Here is an 18527-nt window from a genome sequence, read left to right as displayed (position 1 = left end):
CTGGTCGGCCGCCCCTCCGCCTACGGCTCCGGGGTGACCGACCAGCCGGTGCCTCAGCACGCACCAAGGGGGTCCCTTTTGGACGCCGATCCGGGGTCCCATTTCCATGCCGATTGACACTCGGGGGCATTGCCACGGTCGAACGACGAGCGAGGAGGGGGACCAATGACCGATGTTCCCGCCGACCGGGCCGAGGAGGCCAGCGACGAGGGGTTCGACCGCCCGCTCCTTGACCCCGCCTTCCGGGAGGAGGTGCGGCGCGTGGTCGCATTGGGGCGGGCGGCGCACGCCCGGGGCGACCATGCCGAGTACCGGAAGGGAGAGGAGGGCAGCGCGAGCCTGCGCCGCCTGCTGCCCGAGGCCACCGCCGAGGCGGAGGCTCACAGGCGGGCGGAAACTGGCGGCGGCGAGTGGCTGCCCGCAGATCCTGGGGAACGCGTCGGGACGGGCGCCATCGCGCCGCCCGCCGCCGTTCCCGGCGCGTTTCATAGGGAAGTTCCGCGCGATCCGCAGGGGAAGAGCTTGGCAAGTAACTGCGTTCACTTGGCAATTCGGCCCCGAATCCTGAAGGATTCCAGGGAGGGCCTCGCGAACGGCACCTGACCGGCTCACGCCGCTTGCAGGCTGACGCGGCCCTCTCCCGGGACGATGCGCCCGTCGCGCTCCAGCCCGGCCGGGGCACACGGCCACGCAAGCCTGGCCCAACCGCCACGGGGATGGCGGCTAGAGGTGGACATGGGCGGCCGCGGCCGGGTCGCGATGGCCGATCGTCGCCGCCACCCAGCCGTAGGTCCGGAGCAGCCAGCGCGTGGCGCCCCCGCAGCCTTCGCCGGGAGCGCCCCTGCCGTGCACCACCAGCCGGTTCCGCACGAGGCAGACATCGCCCGGGCCGATCACGACATCCTCGTAGAGGCCCGGCAGCGCCTCCTCAAGCCGGGCGAGGGCGGACGCCGCCGCCTCTGGGGCATCCTCGGCGGCGCGAACGCTGCGGTGGCTGAACCGGAAGGCCAACCCGTCCGGCTCGTCCCGGCTCAGCAGGGGACTCCCGACACGCGGCCGCACGCCGCGGAACGTCCGCTGCGCGCCGATGTTGAAGTGCGGCCCCTCCAGGGCCGCCACCTCCTCGTCCGTGAGGTGCTCCAGTGCCTTGGTGACGGGCGCCAGCCTCGTTGGCGTGCCGCCCGGGTTGCGCAGGCCGACCAGGACCAGGAGGTCGGGCGCGGGCGAGTGGTCCTCGCCGCCGCGGGCGAACTCGCTGGGGAACGGGAAGGCGGCCCCGTCGGTGTGGCCCCGCATCTCGCGGGTCGATTTCTCGGCGAATTGCGCCCCCACCTCGGAAGGTGGCAGCGCGACGAGGTTCACGAAGGCCGCGCCGTCGTTCTCGCACGCGTACGAGACGATGCGCGCGCCCGCCAGGGACATCAGGCCCACGGTGAGCCAAGCCAGCGGCCACCATGCCGGGTCCGGGACCGGCTCGAATCCGGTCGGGGTCTCCGGCAGCGCCCGCAGGTCCATTCCGGTCCCCACGACGAGCCAGGGCAGCATCCCAGCCCGAAGGTGCTCGATCGCGGTGCGGTCCGGGGGTGCCAGCGCATCGCGCACCGCCGCCTCGGCCGCCCCCTGGAGCCGCCAGGGGGTGGCGCACGGGTGCTCGGTCGGCAAGCGTCCCAGGGAGGCGGTCACGCGCGCCGCATCCAGCACGATCCTGCAATCAAACATGGCGCTGAGGAGACTCGACCCAGGAGAGAAGCTCTAGCCTTTTCACCCAAAAGCGAATGCCATTGCAATCTCACCGCAATCCGGTGAGACTCACCGATGGGCGGTGAGGTCCAGCGCCGGGACAGCACGCGCCGCCGGGCGGCCTGGGCCGACAAGGGTACAAGGATTCGGTGGAGGCAAAATTGGCGACTTACGGCACTGCGGCGGGGCGGGCGCCCGGGGAGGCGGAGCGGGGCACCGGCGATGCCGGGGAGGTCACCCGGGCGGATCTGGAGCGCGCGGCCTTCGCCGCGCTCAGGCACGACTTCCACGCCCCCTCAAGGACCCACATCGTCTGGTGCCCGGGCGTCGGCCGCGGCGGGACCAAAGGATTCGGGGATGCCGCGGACGAGGCCCACCGGGCCTTCGTGGCGAGGCTCGCCACGCTCCTTGAGGCGGCAAGCTCCGGCGACATGCGGCGCTGGTGGGGCAACCTGGCCCAGGACGAGGCCGAGCGCAGCCGGGAGAGGCACGTGCGGTCCCTCGCCGCCAGGGAACGGATGGGGGAGTACAGCATCAGCCTCGACCCCAGCCAGTCGGCGGCCCTCCGGGCGGCGGCCGGGGCTGGCGCGGCGAACGCGCGCATCGTGGAGGCGCTGCGCGAGGGCCTCGCGGCTGTGAGGGAGGAGGCTCGCGGCATGACCGAGGCGGCCATGCGCGACGCGGTCGCCGCCAGCGAGCGGCTCCTGAGGGACGGCCGCCGCCTGCGCGGGGAGGACCTGGACGTCCGCACCGTGCGAATGGATGCCGAGACGCACGCGCGGCTTCAGCTCCAGGCCCACGAGCTCGGAGTGAAGCTGCCGGAGCTCTGCCGCTACGCTGTCGGGCTCCACCTCCGGCGGCACGCCCATGTCGACCCGGATCGTGACGCTATGGGAATCGACCCTTTCGCGGGTATGGACCGCCAGGCGTTCGGGGCGACCGCTCGGCGGCTCGGCATTCCGCGTGACCTGCTCGCCGGATTCAGGGACCGCCAGATCGAACTGGACACCGTGCCCCCCGCGTTCATGGCCCGCCTCTGCGACGACCTCCCCCGCCCGGTGCCGGTCGCGGCGATGCGCGCGCACCTCTCGGCGGAGCCGCGCCTGTCCGGCGCCATGATGTTCAGGGCCGACGGCAAGCCCGCGGCATCCGGCCGCAAGACGTTCGAGGAGGCCGCGAGGGACGCGGGCATGCCGGAGGAGGAGGTTCGGCGCCTGCTCTCGGAATGACCCCGCACGGCGGCCGGTGAATTCCTTCGACGCCGCGAGGCTCGCCGCCCGCGAGCTGCGGCGGCGCGTCGTCACGGCGGGGACGCCTGCCGGGGATCCGCTCCCCCTGGCGCTCGCCGCGGCGGATCACCTGGATTTCGAGGTGGTCTGGGTCAAGCCTGGGGATCCCAGGCTCCACGGTGCCCGGGCGCTGGTGGACGCCCAGGCGGGCTGCATCAGGTGCGGGGACACCGGGTCGCGGGGCGACCGCGCGTTGCTCCTGGCGCACGAGGTCGGCCACGAGGCCGTCCACCGCCTCTCCTCCGGTGGCGAGGCCGCCACCGGGTCGCGCTCGCCCTCCGCCGCGATGTCGCGCGTCACCGACTACGGGCCGCGCGAGCGCCGGGAGCTGGAGGCCGAGGTGTTCGCGCGCGAATTCCTCCTGCCGTCCCCCGACGCGAGGCGGCTGCACCTCGACGAGGGACGATCGGCTGCCGCCATCGAGGCCCTCCTCGGGTTGCCGCGTGGCGTTGTCGAACGGCAGCTGCTCGACGCCCTGCTCCTGCCGGTCGTCGGTGCGCCGGTCGCCGTGGCCGCCATCGGCGGCGGCGCGGCGCCGGGGAGTGACCCCTCGCAGGACGCCGCCGCGTCCCACGGCGGGGGGGCCCTCCTGCTCCAGGCGGGGCCGGGCACCGGGAAGACAAGGACGCTGGTCTCCAGGGTCCGGCACCTCGTCGCGGGGGGGCACGATCCCGCCGGAATCCTCGCCCTGACCTTCTCCAACCGGGCCGCTTCGGAGGCGGCCGAGAGAATCTGCGCCCACCTGCCGGACCATGGTCCCCGTGTCTGGACGGGGACGTTCCACCAGTTCGGGATGGACGTCATCCGCCGCCACCATGACCGCCTCGGCCTGCCCGAGAAGCCGGTGCTGTTCGACGGCGCCGCAGCGGTGGAGGCGCTCGAGGACCTGCTGCCGACGCTCGGCCTCGTCCACCACCGGAACCTCTGGGAACCGGCCCTCCTGCTGAAGGAGATCCTCCGCGCCATCTCGCGCGCCAAGGACGAGTTGGTCGGGCCGGAGCGCTATGCCGAACTCGCGGCAGGCATGCTCGCGGCGGCTGGCGACCCCGACGGGATCGAGGCCGCCGAGCGCGCCGTCGAGGTCGCCCGCGTGTACGACGCCTACCAGCGGGAGCTGCGGGCACGGGGCGCGGTCGACTTCGGCGACCAGGTGATGCTGCCCGCGCTGCTGCTCGAAGCCGACGCCGAGGTGGCGACGGCGCTGCGGTCGAGGCACCGCCACGTGCTCGTCGACGAGTACCAGGACGTGAACCGGGCGAGCATCCGCCTGCTCAAGGCCCTCGTCGGCACCGGCGGCGACGTCTGGGTCGTCGGCGACCCGCGGCAGGCGATCTACCGGTTCCGGGGGGCTTCGGCTGCGAGCGTCGCCCGCTTCGGGGAAGACTTCGGCCCGTTCGCGGCCATGCGGCTCGACACGAATTACCGCTCATCGGCCGAGGTTGTGGGGACGTTCCTCGGGTTCGGGCACAACATGGCCGCCGCCGCGGGCACGCCCGCGCTGTCGCTGTCGCCGAAGCGCGGGGCCACCGGCGCGGGGCCGGAGCTCATCACCTGCGCCGACGACCGGGAGGAACTGGGTGCGGTCGTGGCGGGCATCGAGTCCTTGGTGTCGAGCGGCATCGGGTATGGCCAGCAGGCGGTGCTCTGCCGGGGGAACTCCAAGATGGACCAGGTGGCGGAGGCGCTGGAGGTGGCGGGCATCCCCGTGCTCCGTCTTGGCAACCTGTTCGAGCGCGACGAGGTGCGCGACCTGCTCAGCCTGCTCAGCCTCGCCGCGGATTCGACCGGGACGGGCCTGCCGCGCGTAGGTGCGTTCCCGAGGTACGGGCTGACCCTGCAGGACGTGCGGGTCGCGGCATCTGCCCTGGACCCCGGAACCGGACGCACGGTCGTCGAGGCGCTTGGGCAGCTCGCCACGGAAGGCCTGTCGGCGTTGGCCAGGGCGGGGCTCGACCGGCTTCGCCACGACCTCGCTGGCCTCGGGCCCGGGTCGTCGCCCTGGACGTTCCTGACGACGTACCTGCTTGACCGCACCCGCTGGCTCGCGGATCTGGCGTCTGCGCCGGGCGTCGCGGGTCGGATGCGCTGCCTCGCCATCTGGAGCCTGATGGAATTCGTCCGCGAGCAGCCGCCCGGAATTGGCGGCCCCCCGATCAGGCGCCTGCTGGAGCGCGTCAGGCGGGTCACCATGCTCGGCGAGGCGCGGTCCCTGGGTGACGTGCCCGAGGCGGCGCGGGGCCTGGATGCGGTGCGGGTGATGACCGTGCACGGGAGCAAGGGCCTGGAGTTCGAGGCGGTGCACCTGCCCGGCCTGCACGACCGGGGCTTCCCCTTGTCCTACCGGGCTCCCACGTGCCCGCCGCCGGACGGCCTTATTGACGACCCGGGCGCGCCCGGGTCGTCGCCGGAGGCGGACGCGCTGGCCGAGGAGGAGTGCCTGTTCTTCGTCGCCCTCTCGCGCGCTAGGACGCACCTCCGCCTCTACAGGACCCGCGCCACGGGCGGCGCGCGGCGCCAGACGCGGAAACCGTCGCCATTCCTCGCCCGCGTGGCGCCCTTCCTGACCGAGCGGGAGGGCGTGGCAGTGGCGGTGGCGCCGCAGGTCGGGGAGCCGCCGATCGCCGTCGCTTGGCCGGGCGGCATCCCGGTCGTCGAGGCCCACCACCTCGACCTGTACCGCCGCTGCCCGCGCAGGTTCCTGCACACCGTGCTGCTGGGCATCCGGGGCGCCCGCAAGACCGGGCCGTTCGCCAGGACACACGATTGCGCCTCCCGCCTGCTGGCGCGGCTCGGGGCGCCGACGGAAGGTCCGGCGGGAAGCGACCTGACGGACCTGGAGGCGGAATTCGAGCGCATCTGGCTCGAGCACGGACCGCATGACCACGGCTTCGCGCCGGACTACCGGACGCTCGGCGCGGCGCTCGTGCGCGCCGTGCATGCCCAGCTCGGCGGCCGGGCGCGCTTCGAGCCAACGACCCACCTCGTGGCGCTGCCCGGCGGGTGCGTGGTCGTGCGGTCGGACGACTCCCGCGCCGCCGCGGACGGGACGCGCGTGTTCCGCCGCATCAAGACGGGCACTGACCGGGGGGCGCGCGGGGTCGAGGACGACGTGGCCTTCATCCTCCTCCACATGGCGGCGCGGGACTGCGCCACTGGCGGGTACAAGGTGGAGGCCGCGCACCTGACGGACCAGGAGGTCCGCCCGGTGGATCTGACGCCCGTGAAGCTCCGGAACCGCGAGGACACCGTCCTGCGGCTCGTGGATGGCCTGTGCGCCGGGAACTTTCCGGCCAGGATAGACGATGCGGCCTGCCCAAGATGCCCCCATTGGTTCGCTTGCGGGCGCCTGCCGCCGGGTGGCCTCAAGGTGGAGCCTACGGGGGCCGCGGCGGCGTGAGGCGCCCTCTTCCTGCGTGGGCGGCGCCACCCGGGTGGACGCTGTGCGCCGCGGCTGCCCTTGCCCGTGAAAGGTGCAAGAAGCGAATGGGGGAGGGCGGTGCCCCAGGACAGGCGGAACGTCAGGTGCCCGGTTGGAGCACCCGCCGAGCCTAGCGACATCCGGTCCACACCCCTCTCATCCGACGAGGTGACGCCACCTCAGCCCGTCGTGCCTCGGGGGACGAACCTGATGGTGGCGCGCGGCCCGCCTAGCTCGAAGTGCAGCTCGACCGCCGCGCCCTCGCCCAGGTCGTGGCCGAGCGCGCGCTCGAGCAGCCGGGTGCCGAAGCCGGGTCGCGACCGGTGCCTGCGGACGGGCGAGGCCGGGAAGTCAGCCCGGTCCGGCTCCGGCCCGGGGGCGCTCTCGCCACTCCCCACGTCCTCGGCCGCTTACGCTTCAGTCCTGGCCTGTCACCTCGCACTGTCGGTGATCGCAACGAGCGGTGCTGTCATCTGCTCCGAGTCTCCCGCAGCATCACCGGGCCATTCAGCTGACCGACGCGGCGTCCTGGATACGGGGTTCCACAACCCGGCCCAGCGCAAGCCTGCTCGACAGGAACCGCTCCGGCGCAGCGAGATCGGCGGCCAAGGCTGGGGAAAGGTGCAGGCACCCGTCAGTGAGGGCATCCGGCTCTCCTCCCCGTTGACGTGGCGGCATCTGGGTGCCCCGATGCGCCGAGAGCTGATCTGAGGAGCGGGAGAGGACCATGGGAGCGGCGCCCACGGCACGTCGGAACCGGGGTCCCGTGGACGGCGCCGCGGGGATCAACCCCCATGCCGAGCGGATCACGCCGGACGAGTTCCGGCGCCTCGTCGCGGAATTCTACGGCACCCTAACCCTGGTGTTCGACAAACTCTTCGCCGAGGAGGTGCTGAAGCTGAACACCGGCAACCGGCGCGTGAACCAGCGCAAGCTGGCGCAGCTGGTGGACCAGATGCGCTCCGGCGAGTTCGAGAACACCGGCGAGCCGATCATCGTCTCGGCCGAGGGCGTGCTGAACAACGGCCAGCACCGGCTGCTGGCGGTGGTCGAGGCCGACGCCGTGGCGGACATGGACGTCCGCTTCGGCATCCCGCGGCGGGTCTTCAGCAAGACCGACACCGGCGCGGCGCGGAGCGGGGGCGACGTCCTGACCATCAAGGGTGTGCCACAGGGCGGGCCGGTGGCCTCGGCGGTGCGGCTGCTCATCCTCTACCGGCGCGGGCTCCCGGACAGCATCCGCGAGTTCGTCAGCAACGACGAGGTGGGCCGGGCCTATGACCGCTGGAAGGACATCGCGGAGGTGGTCGCGGCGGTGAACGGCTACGCCTATCCCCGCGGCATCCGCAGCACGCCGCTCTACGCCACGGCCTACCTGGCCTCGCGCTCGCCGGGGAAGGCCACGCTGAAGGATTGGCTCTACACCCTGGCCACCGGCCTGAACGCGAGCAAGGACAACCCGGCCTGGCAGCTGCGCGAGCGGCTGATGCGGGGCATCGAGGCTCCCATCGGGACCCGCGAGGGCCTGGTCGAGCGGTTCGCCCTGATGATCAAGAGCTGGAACCTCTACGCCAGCGGCGAGACGGTCCCGATGCGCGAGTTCCGCTGGCGGCCGACCGGTAAGGGCGCGGAGCCCTTCCCGACGGTGACCGGGGCGCGGCTGCCCGGCTACGAGGGCCTGGGATAGCGCAGGCAAGCCTCTGCGGCGGCGGGCGAGTGGCACGGCGCGGCAATTCCTTCCGACCGCCAGGGGTGCGGTCACCAGATGGTGTTTTCCTTGTCGACGACGGTGTCGAGCCGCTCCGCGAGATCCACGTGGCCCGCGGCGCGAGCGTAAGCGGCGGCGCTCCGGCCCTGCTCATCGCGCTGCGCCGGGTCGGCGCCGCGCATCAGCAGCAGTTCCACGACCGCCTCGTGCCCGCCCTCGGCGGCCGCTACGATGGGCGTCACGCCGCCCGGGGCATCGGGTGGGCCTTTCTCCCCGGGCGTGCTCGCGGGCGGGAGCAGCGCCCGTACCCGCGCCTCGTCCCCGGCCCGTGCCGCCTCGAGCAGTTCGGTTGCCTTGTCGACGTTCATCCTGTCGCCCTCCCTGGCACCGCGCTCGGGAACGCCGGGAGCCCGCCCACGATCCCGCAGGCGTCCCGACATGTGCCGCAGCACCCGTTCGTCCCAGCTGTCGCAGTAGACGAGGTTGAGGACGTCCACCTCCCAGCGCGTCTGCCCACCTTCAGCTAAGACCCAAGGATTCCCGTGAGGCTCGGCCCGAGGTCACCGCCGTCCCCCTCGCGCATGGCAATGGTGACCGGCTGTAGGACGTGGCCCCTCTCCTCCCGGACCATGCGCCCGTCGCGCTCCAGCCGGGCGAGGGCCCGGTAGGTGGCCTCGTGGGTCAGCCCGAGCTCGGCGGCCATCTCGGTCCAGGTCCGGTCGAGGACAACGGCAGGCGGGTTGTCGGTGGAGCGCATGCGCAGCCAAGCCAGGATGCGCTCGGGCGCCGCCCGGATGCCGCGTGGCTCCACCCTGGCCTGAAGGCCCGGACCTGGGTTGCCAGCAGGCGAATGAAGGCGAGCCTGGCGGCCCCGTCCGATGCCATTTCGGCCGGAACTTGCGGAGGGAGTGTCCACGGAGGCCGCGGGCGAGAGCAGGATTCCGCTGCGCTTTCCCTTGCCCGCAGCGGTATACCCGGTCCGGCCACGCGTCTGGACACGTCCGGAGAGGCCGTGCAAGACCCGCGCGTGGACGACGACCCATGCCATCCGGCCCGCCGCTGCACGCCCTCAAAGGAAAGGCTGGCACCGTGGGGGTGTGGCCGTGCTCCAGGTCCGACGGGAAGCCGGGACTCGAGGTCTGGCTCGGAAGTCTGTTCGTTGGCGAGTATTCCAGCGACGCCGAGGCGCTGGCCGCGGCCAAGGATTTCGCCGAGAACGGGTTCAGCAACTCCGAGCCGTCGGCCGAACAGGCAGCGGAGGAGGCGCCCCCGGCGCCGGGTTTCCGCATCGACCCAGAACGGGTGCGTCCTGTCGATGAGGCTGCCCGCTCTGTGGAGCCTCTCGTGCTCGAGCGCCCGGACCAGCCACTCTCGGCACTCCGCCAGCCTCCGGGCCGACGCGGCGTCCTCCTCCGCCCGGGCCAGCACCTCCGGGTCGTGGAGCCAGCTCTCGACGGCCCTCGCGTGGCGGATCTCCCTCATCAGCAGCATCGCTCCGAAGCAGGCGCGCCGCAGCCGCTCGCCCGTCCACGGCGCGTGGGGGTCGGTTGCCTCCGCTTCCGCCGTCGAGGAATCGACGCGTGTCTTCCCGTCCATGTCCGTCCCTCCGGCTGGGCTTCCGCCCACGCTTCCTTCGTGGGGTGCTGATGCGGGCGAGCGAGGCCGCAAGGTCCGGGATCGAGCGCCAGGCGCCCGGCCCGGGCCACGACCTCCATCGCGGTACCAATCATGACCGCATTTCCGTCACGGAGCCCATTTCCTTGGAGGGCGGCCCGCCGACAGCGGGCCAAAGCCGAGGCCGCGGCCCTGGCCGATCCTCCACGGCCTCGGGCTCGCCGCCGTCATGGCAGTTCCACGGCCACTGACGGCCGGGACGGCTGGCGGGTGAGGGCAGCGGACCTGCCGAACGGGGTCACGCTGACCGTCACCCCCGCTGACCCGCGGCATGCGGCAATCATCCGGAGCTTCGGCTTCATCGGCATCATGGCCACCGGCTCGCGCCACCTCGCCATGGCCCTGGGCGACATCCACGGCCGCTGAGGGCTGGGCGGCGTCACCCCGCCCGGCTGCCCGGAAGCGCATGTAGACGCGGCGCCCCTCGCCCTCGCCGAAGGCGACGACGTCATAGTCGTCGTCCGGCTGGCCCGGCACCTCCATTCCCGGCGACCCCGTCGGCACGGCGGGCACGGCGAGGCCGCGCACGCCAGCCGGGCGCTCGGCCAGCAGGCGCGGCACCGCCTCGGCGGGCACGTGCCCCTCCAGCGCGTAGCCCTCGACAAGGCCGCGTGGCAGGAGAGCAGGTCGGGCGGAATGCCGAGCATGCGGCGCGCGGGCGCCACCGAGGCCACAAGATTGTCCTCAACGCGGAACCGGGCGGCGCGCATGTGCTCGATCCGGCCGGTGCAGTAGCCGCTTTCGGGTCACGCCAGACGCGCAGCAACCGCCGGGCGGCGGGCTGGGCGAGGCACCGCGAGCGACACCGGTGGCGACCACCGCCTTCAGGAAGAACCGTCGGTTCACCCCGTGTCTTCCCATTCCGAGCCTTTGGCGGGTCGGATTGCCCTGCATCACGCCTGGGCCTGGCCGACGCCCACGGACATGGCGGCATCCGTACCCTCGCAAATCCGTGGCGCGTCGGCTACGCAGAGTGGCGGCCGCCTCGCGGGCGAACCACGAGGCGCTTCATCATCTCCGGCGAGAGCAAGAACCGAACCCGGTGCCCTCAGGACCACGACATGCAGACCTCGACAGCCCTACCGGCCCGTGGGGGAATCGGGCCGAGCTCGCTCGACCCGATGACCGCCCTGCTGCACCGCTGGCGGGACGACCCCGGCGGCACCTATCGGACCTGGTTCCTCTGGGAGGAGCGGGTCAAGAACTTCCGCTCCATCCGCCGGGGCATCCAGCAGGTGGTCGCCGAGATCAAGGCGGGCACCTTCGGCGTCGCCTACCGCGGCTCCTCGCTGGAGACGGTGGTCCACTCCATCGCGGAGCAGCGCCAGATCTTCAAGGGCGCCGACCACGCCTTTCTCTGGAAGCCCAAGCTGCGAATCCCGGACATCTACGAGAACCTGGACAACCAGCGCGCCTTCGGCCGCCTGCTCGACGCTTGCGTCTGCTGCACCACCGAGCAGCAGGTCGTCGCCGCCATCCGCGAGATCGACGCCAAGGCCATCAAGGGCCTAGGCCCGGCTGTGGCGAACCTGCTCTACTTCCTCCACCCGACCATCGTGCCGCCGTTCAACACGGCCATCGTCAACGGCTACAACGCCCTGACCGGCGCGAAGGTGAAGCTCGGCCGCTGGGACGAGTACCTGGCCATGCGCCAGGGAATCCTCGCCCTGAACGCCAAGCACCGCGGCCTGCTCTCGAACGACCTCGGCGCCATCGGCGGCCTGCTGTTCGACCTCGGCAGCGGCTGCTACCCGGCGCCGCCCCGCGAGGACGACGCCGCTGCCCGGGCCGCCTGGGAGGCGGACCTCGCCCGCGTGCGCGACGAGGGCGCAAGGGCCGCCAAGGCGCTGGCCGAGGCGAGGGAGTCCGATCACACCCACACCGAGGTGCAGGGCTGGCTGCGCGACCTCGGCCTGTCGCTCGGCTACGACGTCTGGGTCGCAGCGAACGACCGCAGCCGTCCGCTCGGCGGCGGCAAGCTGGGCGACGGCTGCCTCGCCGCCCTGCCGGGCTTCGACACCGGCGCGGGCGCGGACGCCGTCCGGCTGATCGACGTGCTGTGGCTCGACAAGGATTCGAACCGGATCGTGGCGGCGTACGAGGTGGAGCACACCACCTCCATCTACTCCGGCATCGTCCGCATGCTCGACCTGGCACTTGGGTCTGAGGCCCACGCGCTGGAGGGCATGTTTCTCGTCGCGCCGGACGGCCGCGAGGGCGAGGTGCGCGAGCAGCTGACGCGGCCCGCCTTCAGCCGCGTGGCCGACCTCAAGGTGCGCTACCTGCCCTACGGCGAGCTCAAGGCGAACCGCGAGACCATCGCCAGGTTCGGCCACGGCATGAAGCCCATCCAGGCCATCTCGCGGTCACTGGTCTAGGCGTGCGGCCGGGGGAACCCCGCGAGCGGCGGTGGCGCGGGAGGCCGCCGCGGCCACGCGGACATGCCCGGCCGGTCAGGCGGCTGGCCGCACGGGTGTCTCGTCGCACTCCTGCACCTCGACCGTGACGTGGACGATGCCGAGATCCTCCGGGATCAGGGCCTTGTAGTGCTCGGGCGGTCGCGGCGCATGGGTGACCACCCCCAGGACGGCGGCGTAGGCGCCGGGCGCCACCGACCAGATGTGCAGGTCGTACAGCCGGTTGTCGGCCACATCCTCGATGGCCTCGCGCACGGCCCGCTGGATCGGCCTGGGCGCCTGGTGGTCGAGCAGCAGGCGGCTGGTGTCCCGTAGCAAGCCCCAGGACCACCGGGTCACGAGCACCGCGCCGAGGATGCCCATGACGGGGTCCATCCACCACGCCCCGAGGAACTTGCCCGCCAGCAGCGCCGCGATGGCCAGCACCGAGGTCAGGGCGTCGGCAAGGACGTGCAGGTAGGCAGAGCGCAGGTTGAGGTCGCCGTGCGCGTGCTGGCGATCATGGTGATCGTCGCCGTCATCGTCGTCGTCGTACTCATGGTGGTGGTGGCCATCGCGCGCATGGCCGTGGTCATGGACGCCGAGGAGCAGGACCGAGACCGCGTTGACGGCGAGGCCGACCACCGCGACCGCGATGGCCCACCCGAAGGCGATCTCCACCGGGGCGAGCAGCCGGGTCACGCTCTCCCACACCATCGCCAGCGCGAAGGCGGCGAGCAGGACGGCGCCCGTGTAGCCCCCGAGGGCGTTGACCTTGCCCGTGCCGAAGGTGAAGCGAGGGTCGGCAGCGTGGCGCCGGGCGTAGATGTAGGCAAAGGCGTTGATGCCAAGCGCCGTCGTGTGCGAGCCCATGTGCAGTCCGTCCGCGAGCAGGGCGACGGAGCCGAAGGCCAGCCCGGCGGCGACCTCCACCACCATCGTGGCGGCCGTGAGGGTCAGCACGAGCAGGGTGCGCCGCTCGGCGTCGCGGGGCCGGTCCTGACCGAAGGTGTGGGGGTGGCGCCAGGCCGCCGTCGAGTGGGTGTGCATGGCCATTCCATCGTCCACGGACAGAACCCGGGGAAGGGGATCCATCTCGATGTTGTTATTGCGTCTGCTCCTATCATCTCGAATGTGCGCGCCCTCGGCCAGAGGACAAGACCCGGTGGGAGCATCGCTCGCACCCGCTCCAGTGAGCTGGCTGTCCATTGGTGGTCGGTGGCCTTGTCCTCGGGCACGGCGAGCATGATCCGCAACACGTACAGGCCCGGGGCGTCCAGGTTCTCCGGGCCAAAGACCAGGAGGTAGGGATCGTGCACCGAGTGGAGGTGCAGCACCCGCGCCACTTCCTTGGGCGTCGTACGGTGCATGGGTCCGCTCCGCCGCACCCTCCGCCCCGGCGGGGTGGGCGGCACTTCCGGGGCCAGGGGCACATCTGGATGGTTGCAGTGGGTCCGGCGCGGGTTGTGTTGCATCCCGGCCGCGTCTCAGGGCGACATCGTCCCGCCCTGGCCTTGGACACCGTCCTGGATGCGATACAGCGCGAACAGCCGGTTCTCGAACACCCGCTCCAGTTGGTCTCGCAGCCGCGGCAGGATCTCCGCCAGGTCTTCGTCGTAGATCGGTGCCTTCGCCTCCACGATCCAGCTTGCCCTGCTTTGCCGGACGAAATGCCAGAACTCGTCCTCCGTCGGACCCGTCGGGGGATTGGTCGCTCGCCGGTGGCCGTAGAGCACGATGACGGTCGGCTTGGAGCCGAGCACCAGTGCATCGGGCGGCACGCGGTTCCGTATCTCCCGGAAGAGCTCCATGGCTTCGGGATCGTCCACCGATGCCGCGTATTCGAGGCTCCGCTCCGGGAACTGGGGCATGTAAAGTAGCGCCACGGTCACAGCGACCGCCGCCGCCTTGAAGGCGAGGCCGAGCCGTGGCCGGTTCCACTCCTGCACGCCGAGGAGGGAGTAGAACATGATCAGCGGCAAGACCGGCAGTGCGTAGCGGGCAGGCTCCAAGGAAACGGGATAGAGCAGCAGCGCGCCGACGTAGAGCAGCAGGAAGGCCTCGAACACCGTCAGCCACCGCCGCAGCGCCTGCACCAAGCCGAAGGCGGACGAGGCCAGCACCGCGCCGACGGCCGCGAACTGGATGGGATCCCAACGCCCGCGGCCACCGCGGAGAAGTTCCGCCACGCCGCCAGCGTAGGCCCTGGAGGACTCGATGAGCCTGCGGACGATCGTGGCGACCGTGTCGCCGGACGGCCCCCCAAAGTAGGATACGTATGTCCCCAGGTCGGCCGGAAACATCCAGCTGACCAGGCCGATCTCCGCTGCCGCCAGCAGCAGGACGACGAGGCCGTAGTGGCGCAGTCGGGAGAATCGCAGGACGCAGATCGCGGCCACGGCGGCGAGGAGCACCACGCCGATCGCACGCACCTCGTAGGCCGCGCCAAGTGCCAGCCCGCTCGCCACGGCCCAAAGCCAGGAAGCGGGCCGACGGGCCGGTTCGCTGTCGGCTCCTGAGTCCAGATGGTCGAAGGCGAAGAGTCCGACATAGGCGAACATCATGAAGGCGAATTCGGAGAAGAGGACGTTCTTGAACTGCCAGACGAAGGGGTTCAGGCCAAGGACCGCAACCAGGGCAAGGGCCCAGACCTCGTTCAGCCTTGAAGCAGCAAAACCTGCCACCACAACGAGCGTGATCACGTAGCAGGCAGCGATGATCGTCTTCATCGCGACGTAATCGACTCCGAACAGGTCGATCACTGGGGCCAGGAGGAGCGGCAAACCCGGAGGGTAGGTCGCGGGGTGGATGGCGTTGGTCGGATTCACCACGTAGCCGGTGGAGGAGTAGCTCTGGCCATGGATGACGTTCAGGGCGTTGAGGATGAAAAGCTCTCCGTCGCCGTCCCAGGGCTGTCCGGGCTTGACATCCAGCAGGAAGAAAACGCCGACGAGAGCCAGGAGAGGCCAGCGCCAGGCCCGCGCCGACCGCAGGTCACTAACCAAAGGCTTGAGCATTTCGCCATCCGATGGGCATGCGGCCCGCTTCTCGGCCTGGATACACACGGTCCCGGCATGCTGACCTTTGCTTCGCCCCGGGCCACCTGGGTTCGGGTAGCCGCCCACCTCGCCCGGATGCTCCGCGCCTGATCCAGCGCTGGCGGCTTCGGGCAGGCGCAATGTAGGAAGCTCTCTGTCGGGCAGGTGACGCTGGCGGCAAGCAGCGGCGTTGCCAGCGCACGCCGCGCGCGGTGGTGCCGCACATACCGCCCGTTCGGCAGGACGCCAGGTTCCGCTGCCGTACTCCCCCTCGGCTCGTTGCCGGGATCCGGACGGCGAGTAAGGCGGCCCGGTCGGACCGCATCGCGTGCAGCAAGGGCTCGACGCGGTCGCATGTCCATGGCGCGGGTTTGGTTCCGGCGCAGCCAGTGTTGTCCCCGTGACGTGATGCGGATCCTCCAGGCACTCGCTTCGGCGCGCAACTTCGCGCCCGTGGTCGGCGAGCGTCGAGGCCAGCGCGCCCCCGAGCCAGCCATGGACCCACTCCGGCTCGCTCACCTCTTCGGCACGCTCCAGCGCGCGTGGTTAAGCCCTGGGGAACGTCCCCGGCGCCATGGTGGCCGCCAATCAGGTGCCGGATGACCACGCCGCGGGGCCTCACCTGCGCCTCCGCAATGGCGTCGCGGACGGCAGCATACGACGCCGTGGCGTCAGTGCGGGGGCGGGGGCGTCATGGTCGCGCATGGTTGCTCCTCGCCGGGCATTTCTTGGCGTGGCCGCGGGATCGCCGCCAAACGCTTAGATGCCGACGGGAGCAGGCGCCATCGTTTCCCGGCGCGGCGCGCCTCCTGGAAATTTTTTGTCGCAAACCAGCGGTGACGGCGCGGGAGCGGCTCCGGAGGCGCCTCGGGCTACTGGACCCCGATCGGGAAGGTGCCACAGACGGGCGGCACCCCGCCGGGGACCCGTGCGGTCAGGGTGGCCTGCCGGTCTCCCTGCATCGCGGCTCCGAGTGGACGCGGTACACGCCGTTCCCCTCATCGGCCGCCAGGAGGGGAGGAGGGTTGGCACCCTCCACCATGCGCGAGGTCACGACCTTGTACCCTGACATGAGCATCTCGAAGCGGTGGCCCCATGGTCTGGGCGCGCGTTCCCGTCACCGACCTGGGGCGAGCACGGCACGGCCCAACGCCGCGTTGGAACCGGCCTACGGATACGGGCCGGAGCGGCCGCGCTGGGCGCCCATGGCGTGGTCCATGTGCTGGCAGTAGGTCGCCATCCGCTGCATGTCAGGCGAGATCTGCACGCCCTGCCGGATCTGCTGCCGCATCTCCGCGCAGTGCGCCATCCATGCCGGATGGTCCCCCGGAGCCGGGGTGGCCGTCGCGGTGCCGGTCGCGCCGGGCGCCGAGGCCGCCGCGGGCGTGGCCCGCTGCTGCGGCGCGCAGGCGGCAAGGCCTGCGGCCAGCAGCAGCGACAGGCTCAGCCCGGTGCCCCTTTGCAGTCTGGTCATGCGGTACTCCTCCTTCCGGTGCCGGTGATCACGGCGGCCATGCCGCCGGGTGCGGCAATGCAGGCAATGCAATTGCCATGCCGAAGTTTCGGGCGCGGCTCATGCTGACGCCGGACCCCTGTGCCCTGCGTGCGCCGTGGCTCGTCCTGCCCCAGCCCCGAGGAGCAGCTGCGCTCGGCCTCGCGGGCGGAGGGTCCGAGGGCGGCCGCGGCCAAGTAACGCCTGACCACGGCGAGCCAACTCGGAAACACGACGCCGCTCCCGCGCGCGCCCGTCACCCGGGTGCGGACCGGCCTGTGGGGGCATCGCTGGGGTCCGACCGGGCGTCCCCATGCCCGTGGTGCCCCCCGTGCCCGTGCGGCATCAGCAGGTGCATCAGCGGGCAGGCGAGCAGCAGCAGGTAGGGCAGCAGGCCGAGGGCGTGCTCGTAGTGCTCCCGCAGCACGAAGAACGCGACGACGAGGCCGAAGCCAATGGCGGCAACGCCGCCGCGGGTCCGCCACCAGGGCACCGGGACTTGGCTGTCCATCTCACATCTCCTCCGGAGATCCCCGCCGGGGCTGCGCGCCTCGGCGGGGTGTCGTCAGTGCCGCGCCCAGGTCCGCTCGCCGCCGGGCGTGCCGAACAGGACGACCTCGTACGGCGTGCCGGGGATGTCCATGCCGGACGACGAGGGCGGCATGCCGGGGGCGGACAGCCCGCGCGCCTGCGGCCGCTCGGCCAGCAGCCGCCGCAGGTCGGCGGCGGGGACGTGACCCTCGACGACATAGCCGTCCACCATGGCGGTGTGGCAGGACCACAGCGCCTCGGGTACGCCGTTGGCCGCCTTCATCGGCCGGACGTCCGCGACCTTGCGGACCGCCAGGTCGAAACCCGCCGCCCGCATGTGGCGGACCCAGCCCTCGCAGCAGCCGCAGGTCGGGTCCTGCCAGACCTCGACCCGAACCAGCGGCGCGGCCTGCGCCGCCACCGCGCCGGGCACCGCCAGGGCAAGGAGCAGCGCTCCCCGCCTGGTCACGGTCTTCCGGAGCGCGCCGGTGCCGCTCACAGCCCGAGCCTCCGCATGTCGTGCAGGTGCTCCGCCAGGAACTCATCGGCGGCGCGCTTCTGCTCGTCCGACAGCGCCGCGTAGAGCGGCTGCGCCGCGGCGACGAAGGTGCGCATCGCCTCGAGCTGGGCCGAGAGCAGCGCGATCCGCCGCTCCAGCAGCGCCGGTGCCGTCGCGGGCTGCCCGGCCGCCTGCATGGCCTGGGCATGGGCCTGCCGGAGCTTGTCCGCCGCGGCCCGCGAGGCGTCCGCGAAGGCGTTCCACTGCGGCGCCTGCGCGTCGGTGATGCGGAGCAGGGTGCGGACATAGGCGAGGTGCGCGTCGATGCGCTCGAAGTGCCGCATGGCGCCGGGGCCACCCATCATGCCGCGCGCCGCCATCATCCGGTGCATCATCTCCATCATGCGGCCCATGTCGCCGCCCATCATCCCGGGCATGCCACCCTGCTGGGCACCAGGCGCGCCCGGCATCGGCATGCCCTGGCTGCCCATCATTCCGGGCATGCCGCGCTGCTGTTGCTGCGCCGGGCCGGGCACCGGGGCCGGTGCGGGCGTCGCTTGCGCCGTGCTGCCCCCGGGATGGTGCGCCCCGTGCTCCTGGGCGGGCTGCGCCTTGGCGCCCGCTGCGCCGCCGAGCGCGAGGCCGAGGGCGAGCGCGGCGGTGATCGCGTTGCCGGTGAGGCGGTTGGTTGTGCTCATGACTTCCTCCGTGTCACAGTTTCGAAGCGCGCGTGAGGCGCCGG

16 protein-coding genes are annotated in these 18527 nt (G+C 72.0%); 6 read left to right on the top strand and 10 right to left on the bottom strand.

The genetic code is table 11. The annotated features are described in order from the left end of the window. Positions 1 to 165: 165 nt before the first annotated feature. On the top strand, positions 166 to 603 hold the full coding sequence (locus LHA35_RS22515; RefSeq protein WP_226612273.1) for a hypothetical protein: 438 nt from the start codon (positions 166 to 168) through the stop codon (positions 601 to 603). 120 nt (positions 604 to 723) lie between these two features. On the opposite strand, the gene LHA35_RS22510 is transcribed toward LHA35_RS22515, so the two are convergent. Further along, complete coding sequence (locus LHA35_RS22510; protein ID WP_226612272.1) at positions 724 to 1719, bottom strand: TauD/TfdA family dioxygenase; 996 nt, start codon at positions 1717 to 1719, stop codon at positions 724 to 726. A 407-nt stretch (positions 1720 to 2126) separates the two neighbouring features. On the opposite strand from LHA35_RS22510, the gene LHA35_RS22505 reads away from it, so the two are divergent. After that, positions 2127 to 2969, top strand: a complete 843-nt coding sequence (locus tag LHA35_RS22505) for a hypothetical protein (RefSeq protein WP_226612270.1) — start codon at positions 2127 to 2129, stop codon at positions 2967 to 2969. Positions 2970 to 2985: 16 nt separating this feature from the next. Next, positions 2986 to 6426, top strand: a complete 3441-nt coding sequence (locus LHA35_RS22500) for a UvrD-helicase domain-containing protein (RefSeq protein ID WP_226612268.1) — start codon at positions 2986 to 2988, stop codon at positions 6424 to 6426. Positions 6427 to 6626: 200 nt separating this feature from the next. Here LHA35_RS22500 and LHA35_RS22495 read toward each other — a convergent pair whose 3' ends face one another. Further along, positions 6627 to 6845 (bottom strand): hypothetical protein, encoded by a 219-nt coding sequence (locus tag LHA35_RS22495; RefSeq protein WP_226612265.1) that lies wholly within the window; start codon positions 6843 to 6845, stop codon positions 6627 to 6629. Positions 6846 to 7213: 368 nt separating this feature from the next. On the opposite strand from LHA35_RS22495, the gene LHA35_RS22490 reads away from it, so the two are divergent. Next, positions 7214 to 8134, top strand: coding sequence for a hypothetical protein (locus tag LHA35_RS22490; protein WP_226612263.1), 921 nt, complete (start codon positions 7214 to 7216; stop codon positions 8132 to 8134). Between the two features lie 71 nt (positions 8135 to 8205). Here LHA35_RS22490 and LHA35_RS22485 read toward each other — a convergent pair whose 3' ends face one another. Together LHA35_RS22485 and LHA35_RS22480 are read right to left on the bottom strand one after the other, a co-directional pair. Then, a complete protein-coding gene (locus LHA35_RS22485) occupies positions 8206 to 8523 on the bottom strand; it encodes an ankyrin repeat domain-containing protein (RefSeq protein ID WP_226612257.1) in 318 nt (105 codons plus the stop codon). Positions 8524 to 8678: 155 nt separating this feature from the next. Next, a complete protein-coding gene (locus LHA35_RS22480) occupies positions 8679 to 8966 on the bottom strand; it encodes a helix-turn-helix domain-containing protein (protein WP_226612255.1) in 288 nt (95 codons plus the stop codon). Between the two features lie 1073 nt (positions 8967 to 10039). Between LHA35_RS22480 and LHA35_RS29030 the strand changes: the two genes are divergently transcribed. Beyond that, positions 10040 to 10195 (top strand): hypothetical protein, encoded by a 156-nt coding sequence (locus LHA35_RS29030; protein WP_226612253.1) that lies wholly within the window; start codon positions 10040 to 10042, stop codon positions 10193 to 10195. A gap of 755 nt (positions 10196 to 10950) precedes the next feature. Continuing rightward, positions 10951 to 12207, top strand: a complete 1257-nt coding sequence (locus LHA35_RS22465; RefSeq protein WP_338050946.1) for a type II restriction endonuclease — start codon at positions 10951 to 10953, stop codon at positions 12205 to 12207. A 75-nt stretch (positions 12208 to 12282) separates the two neighbouring features. Here LHA35_RS22465 and dmeF read toward each other — a convergent pair whose 3' ends face one another. The 6 genes from dmeF to LHA35_RS22435 form a co-directional block, all read right to left on the bottom strand. Continuing rightward, positions 12283 to 13281: a CDF family Co(II)/Ni(II) efflux transporter DmeF gene (dmeF, locus tag LHA35_RS22460; RefSeq protein ID WP_226612249.1), complete on the bottom strand. Its 999-nt coding sequence runs from the start codon at positions 13279 to 13281 to the stop codon at positions 12283 to 12285. A gap of 431 nt (positions 13282 to 13712) precedes the next feature. After that, positions 13713 to 15242 carry an ArnT family glycosyltransferase gene (locus tag LHA35_RS22455; protein ID WP_226612244.1) on the bottom strand — a complete coding sequence of 510 codons (1530 nt, stop codon included), beginning with the start codon at positions 15240 to 15242 and terminating at the stop codon, positions 13713 to 13715. 1189 nt (positions 15243 to 16431) lie between these two features. After that, positions 16432 to 16737, bottom strand: coding sequence for a hypothetical protein (locus LHA35_RS22450; RefSeq protein ID WP_226612238.1), 306 nt, complete (start codon positions 16735 to 16737; stop codon positions 16432 to 16434). Between the two features lie 274 nt (positions 16738 to 17011). Continuing rightward, the gene (locus LHA35_RS22445) at positions 17012 to 17266 is read right to left on the bottom strand and encodes a DUF2933 domain-containing protein (protein ID WP_226612236.1); all 255 of its coding nucleotides are present in this window, start codon (positions 17264 to 17266) and stop codon (positions 17012 to 17014) included. Between the two features lie 54 nt (positions 17267 to 17320). After that, complete coding sequence (locus LHA35_RS22440; protein WP_226612235.1) at positions 17321 to 17785, bottom strand: DUF411 domain-containing protein; 465 nt, start codon at positions 17783 to 17785, stop codon at positions 17321 to 17323. Then, the gene (locus tag LHA35_RS22435) at positions 17782 to 18483 is read right to left on the bottom strand and encodes a Spy/CpxP family protein refolding chaperone (protein WP_226612233.1); all 702 of its coding nucleotides are present in this window, start codon (positions 18481 to 18483) and stop codon (positions 17782 to 17784) included. The genes LHA35_RS22440 and LHA35_RS22435 overlap by 4 nt, the downstream gene beginning before the upstream one ends. Between the last annotated feature and the right edge of the window lie 44 nt (positions 18484 to 18527).

This window comes from Roseicella aerolata (assembly GCF_020523605.1).
In the GTDB taxonomy this organism is placed as follows: Bacteria; Pseudomonadota; Alphaproteobacteria; order Acetobacterales; family Acetobacteraceae; genus Paracraurococcus; species Paracraurococcus aerolatus.
This window is presented reverse-complemented; position numbering and strand designations above follow the sequence as displayed.